This is a genomic window from Actinomycetospora lemnae, assembly GCF_028737315.1.
Classification (GTDB): domain Bacteria; phylum Actinomycetota; class Actinomycetes; order Mycobacteriales; family Pseudonocardiaceae; genus Actinomycetospora; species Actinomycetospora lemnae.
This window is the reverse complement of the sequence record NZ_JAQZAO010000014.1, coordinates 73,118-95,797: the sequence shown is the minus strand read 5'-3', so window position 1 is coordinate 95,797 and position 22,680 is coordinate 73,118. Positions and strand designations below refer to the sequence as shown.

The 22,680-nt window shown below is 75.5% G+C and carries 13 protein-coding genes and 1 pseudogene; 8 read left to right on the top strand and 6 right to left on the bottom strand.

Translation table 11 applies throughout. The annotated features are described in order from the left end of the window. Positions 1 to 101: 101 nt before the first annotated feature. A complete protein-coding gene (locus PGB27_RS25240) occupies positions 102 to 1,754 on the top strand; it encodes a phytoene desaturase family protein (RefSeq protein ID WP_274203195.1) in 1,653 nt (550 codons plus the stop codon). Here the strand turns inward: PGB27_RS25240 and PGB27_RS25235 are convergent. Together PGB27_RS25235 and PGB27_RS25230 are read right to left on the bottom strand one after the other, a co-directional pair. Beyond that, entirely contained in the window at positions 1,709 to 3,151 is a 1,443-nt protein-coding gene (locus PGB27_RS25235) for a lipase maturation factor family protein (protein ID WP_274203194.1), read from the bottom strand. The genes PGB27_RS25240 and PGB27_RS25235 overlap by 46 nt on opposite strands. A 123-nt stretch (positions 3,152 to 3,274) precedes the next feature. Continuing rightward, complete coding sequence (locus PGB27_RS25230) at positions 3,275 to 5,611, bottom strand: transketolase-like TK C-terminal-containing protein (RefSeq protein ID WP_274203193.1); 2,337 nt, start codon at positions 5,609 to 5,611, stop codon at positions 3,275 to 3,277. Between the two features lie 152 nt (positions 5,612 to 5,763). Here PGB27_RS25230 and PGB27_RS25225 point away from each other — a divergent pair, with 152 nt between their 5' ends. Next, positions 5,764 to 6,234 carry an Lrp/AsnC family transcriptional regulator gene (locus PGB27_RS25225; RefSeq protein WP_274203192.1) on the top strand — a complete coding sequence of 157 codons (471 nt, stop codon included), beginning with the start codon at positions 5,764 to 5,766 and terminating at the stop codon, positions 6,232 to 6,234. 45 nt (positions 6,235 to 6,279) lie between these two features. On the opposite strand, the gene PGB27_RS25220 is transcribed toward PGB27_RS25225, so the two are convergent. The 3 genes from PGB27_RS25220 to PGB27_RS25210 are packed head-to-tail and all read right to left on the bottom strand — an operon-like array spanning position 6,280 to position 9,760. Further along, on the bottom strand, positions 6,280 to 7,752 hold the full coding sequence (locus tag PGB27_RS25220; RefSeq protein WP_274203191.1) for an aldehyde dehydrogenase: 1,473 nt from the start codon (positions 7,750 to 7,752) through the stop codon (positions 6,280 to 6,282). Positions 7,753 to 7,794: 42 nt separating this feature from the next. Next, a complete protein-coding gene (locus PGB27_RS25215; RefSeq protein ID WP_274203190.1) occupies positions 7,795 to 8,682 on the bottom strand; it encodes a hydroxymethylglutaryl-CoA lyase in 888 nt (295 codons plus the stop codon). Between the two features lie 16 nt (positions 8,683 to 8,698). Then, on the bottom strand, positions 8,699 to 9,760 hold the full coding sequence (locus PGB27_RS25210; protein ID WP_274203189.1) for a hypothetical protein: 1,062 nt from the start codon (positions 9,758 to 9,760) through the stop codon (positions 8,699 to 8,701). Between the two features lie 216 nt (positions 9,761 to 9,976). On the opposite strand from PGB27_RS25210, the gene PGB27_RS25205 reads away from it, so the two are divergent. From PGB27_RS25205 to PGB27_RS25180, 6 genes and pseudogenes are all read left to right on the top strand, one after another. Continuing rightward, positions 9,977 to 11,134 carry a lysylphosphatidylglycerol synthase transmembrane domain-containing protein gene (locus PGB27_RS25205; RefSeq protein ID WP_274203188.1) on the top strand — a complete coding sequence of 386 codons (1,158 nt, stop codon included), beginning with the start codon at positions 9,977 to 9,979 and terminating at the stop codon, positions 11,132 to 11,134. 440 nt (positions 11,135 to 11,574) lie between these two features. Then, positions 11,575 to 12,678, top strand: a pseudogene (locus PGB27_RS25200) (hypothetical protein); the annotation flags it as partial. A 469-nt stretch (positions 12,679 to 13,147) separates the two neighbouring features. After that, positions 13,148 to 15,058: a dynamin family protein gene (locus tag PGB27_RS25195; protein ID WP_274203186.1), complete on the top strand. Its 1,911-nt coding sequence runs from the start codon at positions 13,148 to 13,150 to the stop codon at positions 15,056 to 15,058. Positions 15,059 to 15,300: 242 nt separating this feature from the next. Continuing rightward, positions 15,301 to 16,755, top strand: a complete 1,455-nt coding sequence (locus tag PGB27_RS25190; RefSeq protein ID WP_274203185.1) for a dynamin family protein — start codon at positions 15,301 to 15,303, stop codon at positions 16,753 to 16,755. Between the two features lie 89 nt (positions 16,756 to 16,844). Continuing rightward, complete coding sequence (locus tag PGB27_RS25185) at positions 16,845 to 17,801, top strand: ICP22 family protein (protein WP_274203184.1); 957 nt, start codon at positions 16,845 to 16,847, stop codon at positions 17,799 to 17,801. Positions 17,802 to 17,870: 69 nt separating this feature from the next. After that, positions 17,871 to 19,673 (top strand): Hsp70 family protein, encoded by a 1,803-nt coding sequence (locus PGB27_RS25180; RefSeq protein ID WP_274203183.1) that lies wholly within the window; start codon positions 17,871 to 17,873, stop codon positions 19,671 to 19,673. A 9-nt stretch (positions 19,674 to 19,682) separates the two neighbouring features. Here the strand turns inward: PGB27_RS25180 and PGB27_RS25175 are convergent, their stop codons facing one another. Beyond that, complete coding sequence (locus tag PGB27_RS25175) at positions 19,683 to 22,343, bottom strand: LuxR C-terminal-related transcriptional regulator (protein ID WP_274203182.1); 2,661 nt, start codon at positions 22,341 to 22,343, stop codon at positions 19,683 to 19,685. Between the last annotated feature and the right edge of the window lie 337 nt (positions 22,344 to 22,680).

Genomic DNA, 22,680 nt, shown 5'->3' with positions numbered 1-22,680 from the left:
GTCCTCCGGCGGAGCCCCTGGTGCGGCCGACCGGAGGAATCGATCGCGTCCGGCGCCGGACGAGCGGGGGTGCGCCGCCGCCGACCGGGAACACTGCGCCCATGACATCGCCCGGCACCCTGACCACCAGCACCGAGACCGCCGACGCGGTGGTCGTCGGCGCCGGGCACAACGGGCTGGTGGCGGCGAACCTGCTCGCCGACGCCGGCTGGAGCGTCACGGTCCTCGAGGCCTCCGACGCGCCGGGCGGGGCGACGCGGACCGAGGAGATCACCGAGCCCGGGTTCCTCAACGACCTCGGCAGCGCGTTCCACCCCATGGGCTACGTGTCGCCGGTGCTGCGCGGGCTCGGCCTCGGCGCCCACGGCCTGGAGTGGAGCCACCCGCACGAGCCGCTCGCCCACGTCCTCCCCGACGACCGGGGCGTGCTGCTCTCCCGCGACGTCGACGTCACCGCGGCCTCGGTCGACCGCTTCGCGCCCGGTGACGGCGACGCCTGGCGACGGCTGGCCGACGAGTGGCAGCGGCTGCGCGACCCGCTGATCGCCGCGTTCCTCGGCCCGTTCCCGCCGGTCAAGGACGCGACGCGGGTGCTGCGGACCCTCGGCGGTCCCGACGCGCTGCGCCTGGCCCGGCGCATGCTGCTGCCGGCGACGCGCTTCGGCCAGGAGGAGTTCGGCGGCGAGGGCGCGCGGGCGCTCGTCGCCGGCAACGCGCTGCACACCGACCTCGGCGTCACCCAGACGGCGAGCACGGCCTTCGGCTGGCTGCTCTCGATGCTGGCCCAGGACGTGGGGTTCCCGGTGCCGGTGGGCGGGTCGCGCTCGATCGCGCAGGCCCTCGTCGCGCGCCTGGCCTCCCGCGGCGGCGCCGTGCACAGCCGCCGGCCCGTCACCCGGGTGCTCGTCGAGGGCGGCCGGGCGGTCGGGGTGGTCGACGCGGAGGGCGGCGTCGTGCGGGCACGGCGGGCGGTGCTCGTCGACGTCCCGGCGCCGCTGCTGCTGCGCGAGCTCGTCGGCGACGAGCACCTGCCGGCCCGCCTCGTCGCCGACCTCGAGCGCTTCCAGTGGGACGACGCGATCCTCAAGGTCGACTGGGCGCTGTCGGGCCCGATCCCGTGGACCGCGCCCGAGCCCCGCGTCGCGGGCACCGTGCACCTCGGCGGGGACCTCGCCGGGCTCGTCGACTTCGGCGCCGACCTCGACGCCGGCCGGATGCCCGCGAACCCGTTCATGCTGCTCGGGCAGATGACGCTCGCCGACCCGACGCGTTCACCGGCGGGCACCGAGTCGGTGTGGGCGTACACGCACCTGCCGCACTCGCGCGAGCACACCGACGCCGAGCTCGACGAGCAGGTCCGGCGGATGACCGCGTGGATCGAGCACCACGCGCCCGGGTTCGCCGACCTCGTCATCGCGCGGACGGTCTCCCGCCCGGCGGACCTCCAGGCCCGCGATCCGTCCCTCGTCCGTGGCGCACTGATGGCCGGGACCGCCCAGATCCACCAGATGCTGGTGTTCCGCCCGACGCCCGGCCTCGGGCGCCCCGACACCCCCGTGGACGGGCTCTTCCTCGCCGGGGCGACCGCGCACCCGGCGGGGGCGGTGCACGGCGCGCCGGGGGCGAACGCGGCGCGGGCGGCGTTGGCGCGGGCGGGACGCCTCGGCCGCGTCTACGCCGCCGGGATCCGCGCCGGGCACCGGTTGGTCTACGGCGCCGCGGACTCCCGCGGCAGGGTCCTCGCGGGCAGGTAGTCGCCGATCAGCTCGCGGTGCCACCACGCCCCGGTCGCGCGGCGCTCGGCGCGCGTGGTGAAGCGGTAGCGGTAGAGGCGCGCGCGCACCCAGGCCGGGCGCTCGCCGTCGAACGGGTCGCGGCGCAGCAGCCGCAGCGTCGGGCGGTCGGCCTCGAGCAGGCGGTCGAGCAGCGTCGGCAGCCAGGTGCGCGCCATCCGCGGGGCGAGCGGGGCGAACCACATCAGCCAGTCGAGCCGCCGGTGGTACGGCGCGGTCTGGGGCGGGCGCCGGTACGGGTCGCCCGGCTTGGAGCGGAACTCGTACTCGCGCCACGTCGCGTCCTCGGCGCCGTCCGGGTCGTCGGTGCCCTCGAGGACCACCTCGTCGCGCTCGCGGGTCACCGACCCGAACGCGCCGTAGCTGTTGCCGAGGTGCACGGGCGTGATGCCGGCGTTCATCTTCTGCCGCGGGCTGAGCATGTTCATCGCCGGCCACACCGACAGGGCCAGCATCAGCCCCGTCACCGCGAGCACGACGACTGCGAACCACAGCGGGATCGGTGCGGGCTCGGGCAGGGGGATCGGCAGCAGCCGGCGCAGGCGTGCGTCGTCGATCGCGATGACCGCCAGCGAGATCGTCAGGAAGTTCAGCCAGGCGAAGTTGCCGCTGCTCACGAGCCAGCCCTGGGTCACGATGACCACCGCGGCGCCGATCGATGCAACCGGCTGGGGGAGGAACAGCAGGAACGGGACGGCGAGCTGCGTGACGTGGTTCGCCAGGACCTCGACACGGTGCAGCGGGCGGGGCAGGTGGTGGAACCACCAGCTCGTCGGGCTCGGGAGCGGCTGGGTCTCGTGGTGGTGGTCGAGGCAGGTCAGGTCGCGCCAGCAGCGGTCGCCGCGCATCTTGATCAGCCCGGCGCCGAACTCGACGCGGAAGAGCAGCCACACGAGCAGCCAGACGATCGGCGCGGGCGGGGCGACGTCGGCGGGCCCGAGGAACGTCACGAGGAACCCGGCCTCGAGCAGCAGCGACTCCCAGCCGAACCCGTACCAGACCTGGCCGACGTTCACGATCGACAGGTAGAGCACCCAGAGCAGCCCCCACAGCGCGATCCCGGCGCCGAGGGGCAGGACGTCGGTGGCGCCGGCCAGGGCGGCGAGGGCGAGCACCAGGCCGGCGCCGGCGACGAGGCGGAAGAGCGTGTCGGAGTAGCGCAGGTGGAAGACGCTCGGGTGGCGGCGGAAGGTCGTGCGCGCGAGGAAGCGAGGGATCGGGGTCAGTCCGCGCTCGCCGATCAGGGGGCGGAACTGCGCCAGCGCGACGGTGAACGCGATGACGTAGACCAGGGCGACGAGGTGCTGGAGCACCCAGCGGGCGGTGGCGTGGTCGGGTGCGGCGAGCCAGTCGAGCACGGCGCCTCCCTCCGCGTGTGAAGGCGCCGTGTACCCGCTGGGCCGGTCGGACGATGCCTGCCGGTGATCGAAGTACCGATACGGACGTTGAGTGTCAGCGAAGGCACTTCGCTGACACCGGGGTCAGGCGAGGGCGGCGGCCACGATCGCGTCGGCGTCGAGGTGGTGGTGGGCCCAGGACGCCGCGAGGTCCGACGACCGGCCGAAGTCGGTCACGCCGAGGTGGGCCGCGCGCACGCGGTGGATCCCGGCCAGGAACGCGAGGGTGTGCGGGTGGCCGTCGAGCACCGTCACGAGCCTCGCCGCGCGATCGGCGGGGAAGGCGGCGTCGAGGATCCAGCTCGGCGCGTCCTCGGTCGGGCCGGTCGCCGCAGTGCGGGCGCGCAGGGCGCGGAAGAGCCGGTCCGGGCTGGTCACGACGACGACGTCGGCGCCGACGCCCTGCTCACCGAGGCGGTCGGCGGCCGCGAGCGCCTGCCCGACGAGCGCGCCCATCACCGCGATCGTCACCTGCGGGGTGCCCGCGGCCCGGCGCAGTAGGTAGGCGCCGGCGGTGACCTCGCGGCGCCGCTGCGCGCGGGCCGCCGGGTCGGTGGGGACGTCGGCGAGGCTCTGGTCGACGGGCACGGTCGACAGGCGCAGGTAGGTCGACGACCCGCCGGGCCGGCCGAGGCGTGCCAACCCGTCGAGCAGGCACCAGCCCACCTCGACGCCGAACGCCGGCTCGAACGCCACGCAGCCGGGCTGCTCGAGGCCGATCGACGGCGTGGTGATCGACTGGTGCGCGCCGCCCTCGGGCGCCAGCGACACCCCGGACGGTGTGCCGACGAGGATCGACTGCCCGCCCGCGTACATCCCGAACGCCCACGGCTCGAGGGCGCGCGAGACGAACGGGTCGTAGAGCACCCCGATCGGCAGCAGCGGCTCGCCCCACCGCGACCACGTCGCGCCGAGCTCGCCGAGCAGCCCGACGAGGTTGGTCTCGGCGATGCCGAGCTCGATGTGCTGGCCGCTGGGCAGCTCGTGCCAGTGCAGGATCGTCTCGGCGTCGTCGGCGAACCAGTCGCGCCGCTCGTGCGGCGACCACGACCCGACCTTGTTCAGCCAGCCACCGAGGTTCGTCGACGACGTGACGTCGGGGCTGACCGTCACCACCCGGCGGGCGGCCTCGGGCGCCGAGCGCGTCAGGTCGAGCAGCGCCCGGCCGAGCGCCTGCTGGGTGTGCCCGGTGCCGGTGGGCGTGCGGTCGAGGTCGACGGGGACCTCCGGCGGCGGTGCCGGGGCGGCCGGGCGGCGGCGCAGGCGCTCGGCGACGGTGCGGCACAGGTCGGCGGCGGGGCCGTCGGGCAGCGGCGCCCAGGGGTCGTCGAGGTCGGTGCCGAGGCCGGTCGCGAGCGCGCGCATCTGGGTCTCGGTGAGCAGGCTGGAGTGGTTCTGCGGGTGACCCTGCGTCGCGAGGCCGTAGCCCTTCACCGTGTACGCGAAGATCACTGTCGGGCGCGTGTCGTCGATGGCGTCGTAGGCGTCGGCGAGCGCGCCGAGGTCGTGGCCGCCGAGGTTGCGGATCGCCGCGTGCACCGCGCCGTCGTCGACGCTCCGGAGCAGCGCCGCGATCGCCTCGGCGTCCGGCCCGTCGCCGGGCAGGCGCTCGCGCAGCTGCAGCGGGGTGCAGCGCAGGAGCCGCTGGTACTCCGGGTTGGTCATCTCGTCGATGCGCCGGCGCAGGGCGTCGCCACCCGGCTTCGCGTAGAGCTCGGCGAGCAGCCGCCCGTACTTGACGGTGATGACCTGCCAGCCCGCCGCGGAGAACAGCCCGTGCAGCCGGGTGGCCGAGATGTCAGGGACGACGCGGTCGAGCGACTGCCGGTTGAAGTCGACGATCCAGCAGACCTCGCCCAGCTCGCGCACCATCGGGTCGAGCACGGCCTCCCACACCGCGCCCTCGTCGAGCTCGGCGTCCCCGACCAGCGAGAACTGCCGGCCCGTCCCCGCGGTGTGCGCGATGCCCTCGACGTACCGGCGCGCGATCGTCCCCCAGATCGGGGCGGTCGCGCCGATGCCGACGGAGCCGGTCGAGTAGTCGACGGGGTCGGGGTCCTTGGAGCGCGACGGGTAGGACTGCAGGCCGCCGGCCTCGCGCAGCGTGGTCAGGTACTTCGCGTCGAGCTCGCCGAGCAGGTGGTTGATCGCGTGCAGCACCGGCGAGGCGTGGGGCTTCACCGACACCCGGTCCTCGGGGCGCAGCGTGTGGAACCACAGCGCGGTCATGATCGAGACGATCGACGCCGACGACGCCTGGTGGCCGCCCACCTTGAGCCCGCTCGGGTTCGGGCGCACGCGGTTGGCGTGGTCCACGATCGCGGTGGACAGCCACAGCACCCGGTCCTCCACGGCCTGCAGCGCCTCGCGCTCGGGTCCGGGGTCCGCGATCGGTGCGGGGGCGGGACGCGTGGATGTCATCGATGGCCTCCGGGGTCCACTGCCGTGTCCACTGCCGTGTCCACTTCGGTGCCGGAAGCGTTCGTCATGGCGTCGAAGTGCGCAAGCGGGCCGGACGGAGCTGAGCGCTATGTTCAGCCCGACGCCGTCGCGACCCCGCGGGAGTGAGCAGGATGGAACCCGTCGACGCCCTCGACGCGCGGTTGCTGCAGGCGCTCGCGGCGGAGCCGCGCGCCACGGTCGTCGCGCTCGCCGAGCGCCTCGGGCTCGCCCGCAACACCGTCCAGGCCCGCCTCGCGCGCCTCGAGAGCCGCGGTGTGCTCGGTGACTTCGGGCGGCGCATCGAGCCCGCGGCGCTCGGCCACCCGCTGCGCGCCTACGTCACCACGCGCGTCGACCAGCGTCGCCTCTCCGAGGTGACGACGGCGCTCGCGCGCATCCCCGAGGTCGTCGAGGTCGTGGGCCTCGCGGGCGACGACGACCTGCTGGTCCAGGTCGTCGCCCGCGACGCCGACGCGCTCTACACGATCGCCGGCAGCCTGCTCGCCGTCCCGGGTGTCGAGCGCACCTCCACCGCGCTCGTCATGCGCCAGCTCGTCCCGTTCCGCCTCGACCCGCTCCTGGAGCGCCGCGCCTCCTCGTGAGCAGTTGGCGCGCCCATAGGCGTGCCAACTACTCACGTAGGGCGGTCAGCCCAGCGTGAACGGGTCGCGGGTGCCGCCGGTGAGCTCGACCCACACCGACTTGGTCTCGAGGTAGGCGTCGATGGCGTGGGTGCCGTTCTCGCGCCCGATGCCGGAGTCCTTGTACCCGCCGAACGGCACGCTCGGGGCGACGACGCGGTAGGCGTTGATCCACACCGTGCCCGCCTTGATCCGCGCGGCGACGCGGTGGGCGCGGTGCACGTCCTTGGTCCACACCGCGCCGGCCAGGCCGTACGGCGTGTCGTTGGCCAGCTTGACCGCCTCGTCCTCGTCGGTGAACGTGGTCGCGGCGAGCACCGGCCCGAACACCTCCTCGCGGAACACGGTGTCCGTCGGCTTCACCGAGAGCACCGTGGGCTGGACGAAGTAGCCGCCCAGCGACTCCTCGGACGAGCCCCCGTACGCGATGGTCGCGCCCTCCGAGCGCGCCGTCTCCAGGTAGCCGACGACCTTCTCGTACTGCATCTTGTTGGCGACCGGACCCATCTCGGTGTCCGCGCCGAACGGGTCGCCGAGCTTGATCTGCGACGCGCGCTCGGCCACCAGCCGTACCAGCTCGTCGTGCACGTCGGCGTGCACGATCAGCCGCGAGCCCGCCATGCACGTCTGCCCGGTCGCGGCGAACACGCCGGCGACGAGCCCGTTCGCCGCGGCCTGCAGGTCGGCGTCGGGGAACACGACCTGCGGGGACTTGCCGCCGAGCTCGAGGGTCGCGGGGTGGAGCTTCTCCGCGGCCGCGGCGGCGACCTTGCGCCCGGTCGCGGTCGACCCGGTGAACGCCACCTTGTCGACGTCGGGGTGTGCGGCCAGGTGCGCGCCGACCTCCCCGGAGTTCGCGGTGACGACGTTGACCACGCCGTCGGGGATCCCGGCCTGCGCGATCAGCTCGGCGAACCCGAGCGTCGAGCCCGGCGCGTGCTCCGAGGGCTTGATCACCACGGTGCAGCCGGCGGCGAGCGCCGGCGCGACCTTCCAGCTCATGAGCAGCAGCGGCGAGTTCCACGGCGTGATCGCCGCGACGACCCCCACCGGCTCGCGGCGCGTGTAGACGAGGTAGTTCGGGTTCGGCGAGGGGATCTGCGCGCCCTCGATCTTGTCCGCGAGCCCGGCGTAGTAGTGGTACCAGCCGCCCAGGCCCTGGAGCTGCCCGAGCATCTCGCGGTAGAGCTTGCCCGAGTCGTTGACCTCGAGGCGGGCCAGGCGCTCGGCGTTCTCGGTGATGAGGTCGGCCAGGCGGCGCAGGCGCGCGGCGCGGGCGAAGCCCGTCATCTGCCCCCACTCGCCGTCGAGCGCCGCGCGGGCCGCGGCCACCGCGGCGTCGACGTCCTCGGTGCCGCCGTCGGGGATCTCCGCCCACGCCTGCCCGGTGTAGGGGTTCTCCGACGGGAACGTCCGGCCGGAGACCGCACCGGTCGGCTTGCCGCCGATCAGCATGGACAGCTGCTCGAGCTCGCTCACGTTCGTGCTCCTTCGGCGTGGAGGGGTCAGCCGGGGCTCGTGTCAGCCGGGGAAGCTGCCGGCGCGCGGCAGCAGGGCGGGGACGCGGTAGCCGAGCTGGTCGGACAGGAAGCCCGCGATCGGGAGCAGCGCGTCGAGGTCGAGGCCGGTGGGGTGGCCCATGCGGTGCAGCAGGTAGACGAGGTCCTCGGTGGCGATGTTGCCGGTGGCCGCCGGCGCGAAGGGGCAGCCGCCGATCCCGCCGTTGGACGAGTCCAGCCAGTCCACGCCCCACTCGAGGGCGGCGACGGCGTTGGCGAAGCCGGTGTTGCGGGTGTTGTGGAAGTGCGCGCGCATCAGCGCGTCCGGGGCCACCGCGCGCACCCCGTCGAGCAGCGTGCGCACCTGCGTCGGCACCCCGACGCCGATGGTGTCGGCGATCGCGATCTCCTTCGCCCCCGCTGCCGCACCCCGGCGGGCCACCTCGACGACCCGCTCCGGGTCCACCTCGCCGTCGAACGGGCAGCCGAACGACGTCGCGATCGTCAGCGACGCGAACAGGTCCCGCGACGCGGCCTCGGCCAGCACCTCCTCGGCGACCTCGGTGAGCGCGGCCGTCGTCGAGTTCTGGTTGGCCTTCGCGAACCCGTCCGAGGCGGGCACGACGACGTTCACCTCGTCGACCCCGGCCGCCACCGCCCGGTCGTAGCCGCGCCGGTTGAGCACCAGCCCGATGTAGGACACCCCGTCCGCGCGGGTCAGGCCCTCCATCACCGCCTCGGCGTCGGCCATCGCCGGCACCAGCTTGGGGTGCACGAACGAGACCGCCTCGATGCGCCGCACCCCGGCGGCGGTGGCCTGTTCGATCAGCTCGATCTTCGCGCCCGTCTCCAGCAGCGCCCGCTCGTTCTGCAGCCCGTCGCGCGGGCTGACCTCCACGATCCCGACCACGCGCCCGATCCTGCCCCTACCCGCGGACCGCGGCCACCGTCGCGGCGTGCTCGCGCAGCGTCGCCGCGGGGTCCTCGCCGCGCTGCCGGCCCATCCCGCAGTACTGGGCGACGCCGAAGTCGGCGAGGTGGCGCGACGCGGTGGCCTGCCGGCGCCGCAGCCCGTCGACGCCGTCGATCGGCAGCACGATGCCGAGGAAGACGCGCGAGTCGGGGGCGTCGAGGTCGGCCAGCGGGGCGAAGAACGCGTCGTCCTCGCTGCGCAGGTAGCGCGGACCGGCGAGGTGGACCCAGTCCAGCGGGCGCCCGGCGTGCGCCACGGCGTGGTTGGCCATCCGCACGATGAGGCCCATGTCGCGGGCCTCGAACATCGGCCACTCGGGGAACGTGCCGTAGCAGAGGTGCAGGCCCATGAGGACGTCCTCGGGCACCTGCGGGGCCAGCCGCGACCACGGCCCGGCGAAGCGCTCCCAGGCGTCCCCCTCCGTCCACCCGAGCACGCCCTCGAGGTCGATCACCTCGTAGGCGAGGTCGAACTGCAGGGCCAGGTCGCCGGGCGGGATCGTCGCGAGCAGCTCGTCGATCGCCCGCGACCACAGGTCCTCGAGCGCCGGGCCGACGATCGACCAGTTGCGGGCGTAGTCGTCCTTGAACGCGCCGGTGAACACGCTCGACGGGCCCGGCAGGCCGACCTGGAAGCGCAGGTCCGGCGGGATCACGCCGCCCCCACGCATGGCCACGAACCGCTCGTAGGAGGCGAGGGTCTCGGCGATCCGCGGCCAGGCGTCGAAGCGCAGGGTCTCGACGCCCTCGGCGACGGTCAGGCGCGCGGTGTCGTAGGCGTGACGCGCGCGGCCGGTCGGCGACGGCGAGGGGGCGAGGACCGTGATGTCGGGGTGCGGTTCGAGCAGCGTCGTGCGGTCGTGGCCGACCCAGGCCCCGCGGGCCCCGGACTCCCCGTCGGGCAGGGCCGCGACCCGGTCGCCGAACAGCTCGGCGCCGGCCCGGAAGCCCTCGTCGGGCGAGTCGATGGGGAGGCTCCCGACGAGCAGCAGGTCGGCGTCCACACGGCGGCTCATCGCGGGTGTCCTCTCGATCGACCCGGGGGCGCGTCGAGGCGCCGACGTCGTCGGGCAGCATGTCACCGCTGCGGTGCGGGATCACCCCGTGTCCGCGGCCAGGACCGCTCGTCGCCGGGCCCGCACCGGTCGTGTGGTCTCCGTCGGCGCCATGCGTGCCGCCGGGCGTGATCGGTCACCCACCGGTGATCGGGCCGGCAGGAGGACACTGGAGGGGTGAGCGCGACCGTGACCACCGCGTCGACGGGCCTGACCAGCGCCACCCCGCGGACCCGCCGGGTGCTGCGCATCACCACGGGGATCGTCGTGGCGGCCGTCGTCACCACCGGCGTGGTCATCGTGTGGCCGACGGTCCAGGCCGCCGGCGCCGCGCTGCTCGGCGCCGACCCCTGGTGGGTCGTCGTCGCCGTCGCCAGCGAGGCCGGGGCGCTCGTCGCCTTCTCCGTGCTGCACCACCGCCTGCTGGTGGCCGCGTCGGTCCGGGTGTCGCTGGGCGCGGTGACGATGGCGACGCTCGCCGCCAACGCCCTGCACCTCACCGTCCCGGGCGGCGCCGCGCTCTCGACGGCCTACACCTACAAGCGCCGCCGCGCGTGGGGCGCCACGGTGCCCGCGACGACCTGGACGATGGTCGCGGGCGGTGTGGCGGCCAGCCTCGCGCTCGCCGCGATCGCCTTCGGCTCGGCGCTCGTGGTCGGCGGACGGCCGACCTCGCTGACCTGGCTGGTGCTGCAGATCCTCGGCGTCGCGGCCCTGGGCGCCGGCGTCGTGGTCGTCGCGCGCCGTCCCGGGCTCCTCGTCGCCGCCGGCTCGTGGGGCCTGCGCCTGGTCAACCGCGTGCGCCACCGTCCGCGCGAGACGGGCGTCGCCGAGCTCGCCGACCAGATCGCCGCACTGCAGCTCATCGAGCTCCGCGGGCGCGGGCGGGTCGTCGTCGGGGGCGCCGCGCTCGCGAACTGGCTGCTCGACATCGCCTGCCTGGCTGCCTGCTGCGTGGCCGTCGGCGCCGAGGGCATGACGCTCGCGCTGGTGCTCGTCGCCTACGCCGCCGCCACCGCCGCCTCCAGCGCGGCGTTCCTGCCCGGCGGGCTCGGCCTCGTCGACGGTGCGCTGCTCGCGGCGCTGGTCGCCGGGGGCGTGCCGTCGCACCCCGCCCTCGCCGCGGTGCTCCTCTACCGCCTCGTCAGCTTCGTCGGGGTCGCCGCCGCCGGGTGGGTCGCGTGGTTCGTCGTCCACGCCCGGGAGACCCCGACGGCCGTGCCCGGCGACGAGGTCGCCGACGACCGCGGGACGCCGGACGGCACGCGGGCCGACGACGCCCCGGCGGCCGGCGAGCAGGACGCGCCCGCCGGGCGCCCGCCCCGCACGCGCTGACCGACCCGCGGCGCACGCGGCCCTGCGTGAGTAGCGCCGACGCCCGCCGGCGCGCGCTACTCATGGCCGCGCACGGCACCCACGGGCCCGGCCCCGTCCGGACCGAGTAATCCCCGGGCAACCGCGGTGGCTGTCGAGTAGTGCGCTGCTCATGACCGGGGGTGCCGGGGCCCGCAGTCTTGTCCCGAACCGAGAGAGCGGGGCCACACCGGTCCCCCGGAACGGAACGAGACCGCCATGACCTTCCCCGTGAACCCCGCGACCGTCCCCGCCCAGCCGGTCATGCAGCCCGCCGGCGACCCGGTGAGCGACATCGACGACATCACGGTGCCGCCCCCCGTCGGTGAGGGACCGACCCCGCCCGGGACCGAGACGCCGCCGGGCGAGACGCCGCCGGGCGAGACGCCGCCCGAGGAGCCGACCTCCGAGGAGCCGACCTCCGAGGAGCCCACCTCCGAGGAGCCCACCTCCGAGACGGAGGAGGAGTACGGCGAGGGCGCGTGGGGTCACCAGCCGCCGGGCGACGAGTACATCAAGGACGACTGCCCGCCCTACGACAGCTGCAGCACCTACATCGAGCAGGGCTGCCTGCCGCGGGACTACAACTGCCCCGCGCACGCCACCTACTGCGGCCCCGACTGCAGCTACCTCTACGACAACCTCGAGCCCTCCGGCCACTACGGCGACCCGTACGAGTACGACCCGGTGTGGAACCCGCACTGCTACCACGAGGTCCACAACCCGTGGGGCTTCCACCCGGTCCAGAACCCGTACTGCTGGCACCCGCACTACAACCCGGACTGCTACCACCCGGTCCACCGCCCCGACGGCTACAACCCGGACTACTGCCCCGACGCGCCGCGGCCGCCGTACTGCCCGGACCCGGAGGAGTGGTACCAGACCCACCCGCACCACCAGCCCGTCCCGCCGGTGACGCCCATGCCGCCCATCGACGAGGAGGGCCTGCCCACACACACGCCGGGCACCGAGACCTGGCCCGAGACCTGGCCCGAGCCGCCGGAGTCCGAGACGCAGACGGAGCCGACCGGCGAGACCGAGACGGAGACCCGGCCGGAGGGGACCGAGACCCGGCCCGAGGAGGAGCCGACGGAGCCGGTCGGCGAGACCGGGACCCGGCCGGAGGAGACCGAGACCCGGCCCGAGGAGGAGCCGACGGAGCCGGTCGGCGAGACCGCGCCCGAGACCCCGCCCGAGACCAAGCCCGAGACCAAGCCCGAGACCGAGACCGAGACCGAGACCGAGCCGGGGACGACGCCCGTCGGCGAGACCGAGACGGAGGTCGTGCCCGAGCCGGAGACCGTGCCCGAGCCGGAGACCGCGCCGGTGACCGAGCCGACCGGCGAGACCGAGACCGTGCCGGCCGGCCAGATCGAGACCGAGCCGACCGGCGAGATCGACGGGGAGCTCCAGCCGGTGCCGGCCGGCGGGATCGACGAGGAGTTCCTGCCGACGGTGCCGGCCGGCGGGATCGACGAGGAGCCCGCACCCGAGCAGGAGATCGAGATCGAGCCGGCCGGCGGTGACCTGGTCTTCCACGGCAACGGCGGCGGGGACGGCGGCCCGTCCACCACCGAGGAGCCGATCGACGACTCGTCGGGCTCGGGTGGCGGCTTCGGGGAGAGCCAGCAGGAGGAGCAGCCCGTCCTCGAGACCGTCGGCGGCGGCAGCAGCGGCGGCGAGGACTTCGGGTCGGGCGGCGGCTTCGAGTCCGGCGGTGGCGGCTTCGAGTCCGGCGGCGGCTCCAGCGGCGGCTCCGACGGCGGGTCGAGCGGCGGCGACGGCGGCGGGGACGGCGGCGGCAGCTCGGACACCGTCGACGGCTGATCCCCGTCACCGCGACCCGCACCGATGGTCCGGCACGGTCCCCGCGACCGTGCCGGACCGTCGTGCGCGCGGACACGGCCGGAGCACGCTCCGGACACGAGTAGTCGCTACTCATGACGATCACGCCCGGGAGGCGCAGGCTCGTCCCGCGCGGGTGAGAGGAGAGGCATGGCGGTCCAGCAGCAGCAGAGGAAGCAGAGCGCCGCTGCGCGCCACGCCGTCGAGAGCATCGACATGGCGATCCAGGGCGCGCAGGCCTACGAGCGCGAGGACCTGGTCGCCCGGCTCCGGGGCGCCAAGCAGATCCTCGGCGACTCGTCGGTCACGGTGCACGTCGTCGGCGAGTTCAAGCAGGGCAAGAGCTCGCTGATCAACGCGCTGCTGTCCGCCCCGATCTGCCCCGTCGACGACGACGTGGCCACCGCCGTGCTGACCGAGGTGCGCTACGCCAAGGCCCTCACCGCGAGCGCGGTCTTCGAGCCGACGTCCGGCGCCTCGGGGGCCGGCTGGAACGAGACGATCGCCCCGTCCGACGTCGCCGAGTACGCCTCCGAGGCCGGCAACCCCGGCAACAGCCGCGGGCTGCGGCGCGTCACCGTCGGTCTCGACCGGCCGATCCTCTCGAACGGCCTGGTGCTCGTGGACACCCCCGGTGTCGGCGGGATCGGGTCGGTGTCGAACGCGTCGACGATCAGCTCGCTACCCCGCTCGCACGCGGTGCTGTTCGTCAGCGACTGCTCGCAGGAGCTCACCGAGAGCGAGGTGACGTTCCTCAGGACCGTGCGGGAGCTGTGCCCGACGGTCCTGTTCGTGCTGACCAAGACCGACCTCTACCCGCACTCCGACCGCATGCTCGAGCGCGACCGCCAGCACCTGCAGCGGGCGGGGATCGAGATCGAGTCGCTGGCCGTGTCGTCGGAGGTCCGGTCGCTCGCGGCCAGCACGATGAGCAAGGAGCTCAACGTCGAGTCCGGCTTCCCCACCCTCATCGCCCGCCTCAACGAGATCGTCGCCGGCGGCGAGCGCCTCGCCCTCGACGCGGCGATCACCCACGTGCACTCCGCGGTGGAGCAGATGGCGGTCGTGGCCCGCGCCCGCCTCGCCGCCCTCGCGGACCCGCAGCGCTCGGCGGCACTCGTCGCGGAGCTGACGCGGGCCAAGGAGCAGGCCGACGCGCTGCGCGACCGGTCGTCGAAGTGGCAGTCGGTGCTGCAGGACGGGTTCGCCGACATCTCCTCCGACGTCGACTTCGACCTGCGGCAGCGCACGCGCAAGGTCGTCCACGAGGCCGAGGAGTCGATCGACCAGGGCGACCCGGCGAAGAACTGGGAGGAGTTCGAGGCGTGGCTGCGCCAGCGCCTGGCCGGCGAGGCGCTCGAGAACTACGCCCTGTTCGTCACCCGCGCGAAGGAGGTCGCGATCTCCGTCGGGCAGCACTTCGACATGGCGGAGTCGCAGGTCGTGCGGGCCCGTGAGGTCGCCGCCCCGGTGGAGCTGCTCGACGGCATGACGACCGACGCGAGCTTCGCCGAGAAGAAGGCGAAGGGCGCGGGGATGGCCGCGTTCCAGAAGTCCTACGGCGGCTTCCTCATGTTCACGATGCTCACGAGCATGACCGGCCTCCCGGTGCCGATGGGGCTCGGCCTCATCCCGGGCCTGCTGCTCGGGCGGATGGGCTGGAAGGAGGAGCAGAAGCGCGCCCTGGAGAAGCGCCGCAGCGAGGGCAAGGCCGCCGTGCGCCGGTTCGTCGACGAGTTCAACCTGCACTTCGGCAAGGACTCGCGCGACGCCGTGCGCCACGTGCAGCGGGAGCTGCGCAACGCCTGGTCCCAGCGCGTGGCCGAGCTCCAGCGCTCGGCGACCGAGGCGCTCGCCGCGGCCACCGAGGCGGCGAAGAGCAGCGAGTCGGACACCGGCGCGCGCTCCCGCGCCGAGACCGACCTCGCCTCCCTGGCCGCCCTCAAGGCCCGGGTCGAGGACCTCTCCGCCCACCTCGAGCGCACCCGCGCGTCGGGCCTCGCCGCCGGCACGCCGGCCCCGACGCCGGTCGCCGCCGCACCCGCGAAGGCCGCCCGGTGAACCGTGACGACCGGCCGCGCCCGCGCCCGTCCGGCACCCCGCCCCGCGGCTTCCCGGCCGCCCCCGGTGGCCCCGGCCGGCGGCCGGGCCCGGGCGGCTTCGGGGGTCCCCCGGGCGTCGGCGGGCCGCCGGGTCCGGGCGGACCGCCCCGCGGGTTCGCCCCGCCCGGACCCCCGCCGCCGGGGTCCCCACCCGGACCCCCACGCCCGGCGCCGCCACCGCCCTCGACGCTGCTCACCCGCGTGCGGGGCCTCCTGCAGCAGGCCCAGCAGATCTACGCGGGTGGGCCCGCGCTGCCCGGACTGCAGGCCGCGGCGGGCCGGCTCGAGGAACCGCTGCGCGTGGCGATCGCCGGCCGGATCAAGTCGGGCAAGTCGACGCTGCTCAACGCCCTGGTCGGCCAGGAGCTCGCGGCCACCGACGCCGGGGAGTGCACGCGGGTCGTGACCTGGTACCGCGACGGCCTGACCTACCGGGTGACGGCCTACCCGCGCCAGGGCCCGCCCCGCCAGCTGCCGCCCGGACCGGCCGGGGGCCTGCTGGACAGCGACCTGGGCGGGATGCGCGCGCAGGACGTGGACCGCCTCGTCGTCGACTGGCCCTCGCCGTCGCTCAAGACGATGACGCTCATCGACACCCCGGGCATGGACTCGCTGACCACCGAGCTCGCCCGGCGCACCGAGACCGCCCTCGACGAGCACGGTGGGGGTCCGAGCACCGCCGACGCGGTCGTCTACCTCATGCGCCACATCCACACGTCCGACGTCCGGTTCCTCGAGACGTTCCGGGACGACCCGACCGATCGCCGGCCCATCAACACCCTCGGCGTGCTGGCCCGTGCCGACGAGGTGGGCCACGGCCGTCCCGACGCCCTCGAGAGCGCCGCCCGCGTCGCCGACCGCTACCGCGTCGACCCCCGCGTGCAGGCGCTGTGCCAGACCGTCGTCCCCGTCGCGGGCCTGCTCGCGTCCACCGCCGCGACCCTGCGCGAGGACGAGTTCCGCGCCATCGAGAAGCTCGCCGAAGCGCCCGAGGACGACGTCGAGGCGCTGCTCCTGACCGCCGACCGGTTCGCGAACCGGGAGATGCCGGACCTCGACCTCACGCCGGCCCGCCGTGCCGCGCTCCTCGACCGCTTCGGCCTGTTCGGCATCCGGCTCTCGGTGCGCCTGCGCTACACCGGCGTGGCGGGCACCGCCGGCGCGCTGTCCCGCGAGCTGCTCACCCGCAGCGGCCTGCAGCCCCTGCGCGAGGCGCTGCTCAGCCGGTTCGCCGGACGCGCCGAGGTGCTCAAGGCCCGGTCCGCGCTGCTCGCCGTCGAGTCCGCGATCCGGCGCTACCCGGTGCCGGCGGCCCAGCAGCTGCTGCACGAGCTCGAGATCGTCAACTCCGGGGCGCACGAGTTCGCCGAGGTGCGCCTCCTCGACGGCCTGCGCGTCGGGTCCCTCATGCTCACCGAGACCGAGCGGGAGTCCGCGGAGCGGCTGCTCGGGGGCGGGGGCGTCGAGATCTGGCAGCGGCTGGGGCTCGAGCCCGACGCCCCGCCGGCGGAGGTGCAGCGGGTGGCGCGCGCCGCGCTCACCCAGTGGCAGCGCCGTGCCGAGCACCCGGCGTCGGCCCGCGACGTGCGCCAGGCCGCGCGGGTGCTGGTGCGCACGTGCGAGGGCCTGCTCGTCGGCTCGCTGGGGGCGTGGTGACGGCGATGAGCAACACGCCGCCGGGGCGCACCCGAAACCGAGTAGCGGTTGCTCATGACCCCCGGACCGGTCCCGCCGAGACTCGTGCCGTGACCGCCGCCCGCACTCCCGGTGCCGTGCCGCCCGGGATGCCCGCGCATCTCTGGGAGGCCGCGAAGCGCGACGTGCGCGGCGTGATCCCGGACTGGCTGCGCAGCGCGAAGGAGAACGGGGCGGACGCGCCGGCGCACATCCGCGAGGTCGCCCGGCGCGCCGCGAAGGCCGGCGCGGGGCTGGGGATGGCGATCGCCGTCGGCAGCCAGGTCGACGCCGCCGCGGCGACCGACGGGGCGACGGTCGCGACCGTCGCCCACACGACCCCCGACGTCCCGACCGTGCCGGGCGACGCGCCGCCGCTGGCCGAGTCGTTCCGCGTGCTCGACCCGCAGGGGGTCGGCGACGGCTGGCTCGCGGTCGAGATGTACCAGGACGTCGTGGTCAACGAGGGCGCCGACGCGGCGTACAACGTCGACGCCTTCCAGTACCTGGTCATCACCGACGACGCGGGGCAGCGCTACGTCTTCAAGGAGCACCACCACGCCGCGGTGTCCGAGCCCCCGGCCCGCGAGACCGACCTGCTCATCCACGAGCGCGGCCAGGTGCACGTCGTCGAGAACCCGGACGGCAGCTTCTCGGTCGACACCGTGAGCTACGACCGCAGCGTCAACGGCGTCAGCGACCCGGCGCCCGACAGCGGGCTGGACGACGAGCCCGACGACGTGCCCGTGCCCGAGGGCTGGACGCCGCCGGCCGGGTTCGCGACGGTCCCGGCACCCACGAGCGCCCCGGAGGACGAGGTCCCGGCCGATCCCCGGGCCGATCTCCCGCCACCGGACGGCGCCCTCGACGGCCTCGGCGCCCCCGACGCCCTCGACGCCCTCGACCCGACACCCGGGTCCGGCGAGCCCGCGGAGAGCCTCCACGAGCCGACGGCGGCCGCCACGGGGCCGCCCGACGACGACGGCCCCGGTAACGACCCGCCCGACGCGGGCGAACTCGCCGTCTGACCGGCCACGACACCCTCGACGAACGCGACCGCACCCGATACGACACCACGAGCGAGAGAGGAGATTCCGGTGGGCTACGGACTCGGAGTGGATCTCGGAACCACCTTCACCGCCGCGGCGGTCGACCGGGACGGCCGCGTGGAGATGGCCACCCTCGGCGACCGCGCCGCCGCCGTGCCCTCGGTGATCCTCATCCGCGAGGACGGCGCCGTCCTGACGGGCGACGCCGCGGAGCGCCGCGCGGCCACGGAGCCCGACCGCGTCGCCCGCGAGGTGAAGCGGCGCTTCGGCGACCCGATGCCGCTGATCCTCGGCGGTTCGCCCTACGCGGCCGGCGACCTCATGGCCCACCAGCTGCGCGACGTCGTGCGGGCGGTCAGCGAGCGCGAGGGCGGGATGCCCGACGTCGTGACGCTGACCCACCCCGCCAACTGGGGTCCCTACAAGCGCGAGCTGTTCGACCAGATCCCGCGCCAGGCGGGCCTGCGCAACGTCCAGATGATCACCGAGCCGGAGGCGGCCGCCGCCCACTACGCCACCAACCAGCGCCTCGAGGACGGCGCCACCGTCGCGGTCTACGACCTCGGCGGCGGCACCTTCGACGCGACGGTGCTGCGCACGGCGGGCAAGGGCTTCGAGCTGCTCGGGACGCCGGAGGGCATCGAGGGCCTCGGCGGCATCGACTTCGACGAGGCGGTGTTCGCGCACGTCGACCGCGTGCTCGGCGGCCCGGTCTCCGCGCTCGACCCCTCGGACCCGCACGCGACCAGCGCGGTGATCCGCCTACGCCAGGACTGCGTGCTCGCCAAGGAGGCGCTCTCGGCGGACACCGAGACGACGATCCCGGTGATGCTGCCCTCGCTGCAGACCGAGGTAAGGCTGACCCGCGGCGAGTTCGAGGACATGATCCGCCCGTCGATCACGGCGACGATCGCGTCGCTGCGCCGGGCGCTCGAGTCGGCGAACGTCCGCCCCGAGCAGCTGACCACCGTCCTGCTCGTCGGCGGGTCGTCGCGGATCCCACTGGTCGCCCAGATGGTGTCCGCGGAGCTGGGCCGCCCGACGGCCGTCGACGCCCACCCGAAGCACGCCATCGTCCTGGGCGCCGCCGGCATGGCGCACACCGAGTACCGCCACGGTGGCCCGGCGCCGGCCGGGGCGACGGGCCCGCAGGTCCGGCGTACCGCGGCGGCGGCCACCACCGTCGTCGGTCCGATGACCGGCCCGTCGTCGGGCACCTTCCGGCGGCCGGGCACACCGCCGCCGCCACGGCGGACCGGCCCGCCGTCCGGGGCGATGCCGGTGGTCGGCGGCGTGCCCATCACCTCGGTGATGCCCGGCGTGGGGAGCCCCATCCCGGCCCGCGGGCCGGCACCGGCCGGGACGCCGGCGGCGGGGATGCCGGCGCCGGCGCTGCAGGGCGGCGACGAGCCCGAGCCCAAGCGGCGCCGGCGCGTGCCGATGGCCGTCGGGGCGGCCCTGCTGCTGGCGCTGCTGGCCGGCGGCGGCACCTACGTCTACCGGGTCGCGTCGGCCGAGTCCCCGGCGCCCACCGACGCCTCGATCATCGCCCCGCCGCCCGCGGCGGTGGTGCCCGCCCCGGTGTCGGTCGCGCCCGCCTCGCCGCCCGCCCCGGCCGCCGACGCGCCGGCCTCCGGCGGGACCCAGCAGGGCGGCCAGAGCCAGGCGCGCCGGACCCCCAGCGCCGGGAGCGGTGGTGGCAGCGGGGGGAGCCAGCGCCGGACGACGACCCGCACCACCGACCGCTACACGACCCCGCCGGAGCCCTCGTGCTGCGAGACGGGCAGCGGCACCGGCGGTGGGACCGGCACCGACGGCGGCGGCAGCGGCTCGGGGAGCAGCGGGCCCTGACGCCCGGGGTCAGCGGGCGACGTGCAGGCCGGCGACCTGCGAGAGCTCCCCGCGCCCGGACACGCCGAGCTTCGCGTAGACCGCGCGGAGCACGTTGTCCACGGTCCGCACCGAGACGACGAGCTGCTCGGCGATCGCCTTGCTGGTCAGGCCGGTGGCGGCGAGCGAGGCGATCTCCAGCTCGCGGCGCGTCAGCTCGGTCGAGGCCTCGAGGAGCCCGAGCGCCGGGGTCCGCGCGTCCTCGCACTCCTGCACCCAGGCGCGGGAGCGCGCCGCCGACGCCCGGGCGGGCGCGGTGCTGCCGTCCGCGCGGTGCACGGCGGAGGCCTGGGCGGCCACCTCCGCGGCGAGCAGGAGCGACCCGAGCGCCTCGAAGCGCGCGGCGACCTCGTCGAGGGTGGCGCCGTCGCGCGCGCTGAGGGCCCGGGAGTGGGCGACCATCGTCGCCGGGAGCGCGCCGTCGAGGTCGGCCGCGAGGACCTCGAGCTCGTCGGCCACCACGCCGGTGGCCCGGAGCCGGATGACGGTGTGCAGGGTCTGCAGGCGGTGCCCGGGGTCGTCGGGGGTGGCGACGGCGGCGATCGCGGCCTCGGTCGCGGCCGACACCCGGCCCTCGACGCCGAGGAGCCAGACGCGGGCGGCGGTCTGCCAGCCGGCGAGCATGCCGCCACCGGCGACGTCGTCGGCGGTGGCGAGCACCGTGCGGGCCTCGGCGAGCTCGCCGGACGCCGCGAGGGCCATCGACAGCTCGGCGGCCAGCGGGACCGCGAAGCAGAACCGTGAGGCGGACACCGCGGCCGCGGCCTCCCGCAGCCAGCGCGCGGCCGTCTGGACCCGGCCCCGGCGGCCCGCGACGATCCCCTGCCACGTCGCGTAGATGGCCACCGGCGTGCGCAGGCCCCGGGCGAGCGCCTCGGCGTAGCCGTCGCGGGCGAGCTCGTCGGCGCGGTCCAGGTCGCCGGCCTGCAGGTCGGCGTACCAGGACGCGGTGAGGAGCTGGAACCGCAGCCACCCGCCGCTCGGGTCGCCGTCACGCTCGATCATCGGCAGCCCGCGCGCGACGAGCTCCCCGGCGCGGCCCAGCAGGCCCGCGCGGGCGCTCGCGAACGCGGCGACCGACAGCGCGGCCACACGGACCTCGCGCGGCTCGGGGTCGGCGGCGTCGGCCGCGATCAACGGCTCGAGGCGCTCGAGCGCGGCGCGGGGCCGGCCCTCGAGCAGCGACGAGACCGCCCGCAGCCAGGTGACGCCGGCCGGGGCCTCGTCGGCGGGGATCGTGTGCTCCAGCGCGCGCAGGACGTCGCGGGCCCCGACGACGTCGTGCAGGCCCCACACGGCGTTCGGCACCCGCACGAGGGCCGAGGCGACCAGCTCGGCCGCGGTGGCCGACGCCGTCTCCGGGCGCGCCGCCACCTCGGCGAGCACCGCCTCGGCCTCGGTGAAGCGGTCGGCGGCGACGAGGGCGCAGGCGAGCTGGAGGCGCACCTCGACGGTGCCGCCGGAGTCCGCGGCCGCGCGCAGCAGCTGGTCGGCGAGGCCCGCGTCGGCGGCCGCCGCGTCGCGGGCGGCGGCGAGCAGCTCGTGCGCGTCGGCCTCCTCGCCCTGGCCGACCCGGAACCCGAGCAGCCGGCTGCGGTCCTCGCCGCGCCGCGTGCCGTGGGCCTCCATGGCCTGGGCGAGGCGGTGGTAGGCCTGGCGCTCCTGGAGCGGGGTGGCCTGCTGGCGCAGGATCTCGGCGTAGAGCGGGTGCTTGAGGTGGACGTTGACCCGCCGCCCCTCGCGCGTCGACTCGACCAGCCCCCGGCGCTCCAGCGTCGCGAGCACCGACGGCGAGACGAGCTCGGCCGCGACCTCGCTGCCCAGCGGCTGCCCGAAGGCCAGCAGCCGCAGCAGTTCGCGTTCCGGGGCGGCGAGCGAGCCCATGCGCGCCTCGACCATCTCCACCAGGCGCGACGACGGCTCGAACGGCCCCTCCCACCGCCACACCGCCCCCTGCTGGCGCAGGGTGCCGTTCTCGCGCGCCCCGTCGACGAGCTCGCGCAGGAAGAGCGCGTTGCCGAGCGCGTACCGCCACAGCCGCTGCAGGGCCGCCCCGTCCACGTGCCCGCCGAGCGCCCGGGCGACGAGCTGGTCGCTCTGGGCGCGGTCGAACTCGTGGATGTCGAGGCGATCGATGAGCCCTTCCTTCCACAGCGCGAAGATCGGGTCCGGGACGGAGAGCCCGGTCGGCGCGGTCACGACGAGGAAGGCGTCGCCGGAGACGGCGAGCTGCTGGAGCAGGACGGCCGAGGTGGTGTCGAGGACGTGCGCGTCGTCGACGGCGAGGACGAGCTGCGTGCCGGGCTCGGGGTGCAGGGCGCGCCGCGCCTCGTGCAGCAGGTGGCCGGTGAGGGCCGCCTCGCCGTCCGGTGCGGCCTCCATCCGCGGCAGCAGGTGGCTCATCGCGCCGAGCGGGATGTCCTGGGTGGAGCGGCTGGCCATCACCCAGACGGGCGAGACGTGGGGACCGTCCGTGGTCGCGATCGCGGCCAGCGTCGCCCGGGCCAGACGGGTGCGGCCGACGCCCGGCGGCCCCACGAGCATGACGCCGGCGCATTGCCGGGTCTGCGCGAGGTGGACGATCGAGGACAGCGTCTCGGAGCGCCCGACCAGCGGCCAGACCTCCGGCATGCCCCCGTACCCCTTCGCTCCGCGCTCCCACCCGCGCCCCGTGTGCCCTCCGTATGGTTCACGGACCGTACGCGGAGGACAAGGAGTCTGATCGAGCGGGCCACCCGGACGGGTCGGCCTCGCCAGGCTCATGACCAGCGAGATCGTCCGGTGACGGGGTCGGTCCCGCCCGCGTCCGGATCGACCGGGCCTCCGGCACCCGTGGCCCCGGGAGTCACCCGGACGGCGGAACGATCGGTCGCCGGCCCGCTCGGCGACGGTCGGTGCGGAACGGGTCCGTCGCGCAGGGGACGGCGTTAACCTACGGCGCGGGTCGCCCGGGGGGCGCCGGCCGGGA

What these genes read in the sequence shown, in the direction of transcription:
- PGB27_RS25175 (WP_274203182.1), bottom strand. Translation starts at nt 22,343, where the DNA reads ATGCCGGAGGTCTGGCCGCTGGTCGGGCGCTCCGAGACGCTGTCCTCG.
- PGB27_RS25230 (WP_274203193.1), bottom strand. Translation starts at nt 5,611, where the DNA reads ATGACATCCACGCGTCCCGCCCCCGCACCGATCGCGGACCCCGGACCC.
- PGB27_RS25240 (WP_274203195.1), top strand. Translation starts at nt 102, where the DNA reads ATGACATCGCCCGGCACCCTGACCACCAGCACCGAGACCGCCGACGCG.
- PGB27_RS25210 (WP_274203189.1), bottom strand. Translation starts at nt 9,760, where the DNA reads ATGAGCCGCCGTGTGGACGCCGACCTGCTGCTCGTCGGGAGCCTCCCC.
- PGB27_RS25225 (WP_274203192.1), top strand. Translation starts at nt 5,764, where the DNA reads ATGGAACCCGTCGACGCCCTCGACGCGCGGTTGCTGCAGGCGCTCGCG.
- PGB27_RS25195 (WP_274203186.1), top strand. Translation starts at nt 13,148, where the DNA reads ATGGCGGTCCAGCAGCAGCAGAGGAAGCAGAGCGCCGCTGCGCGCCAC.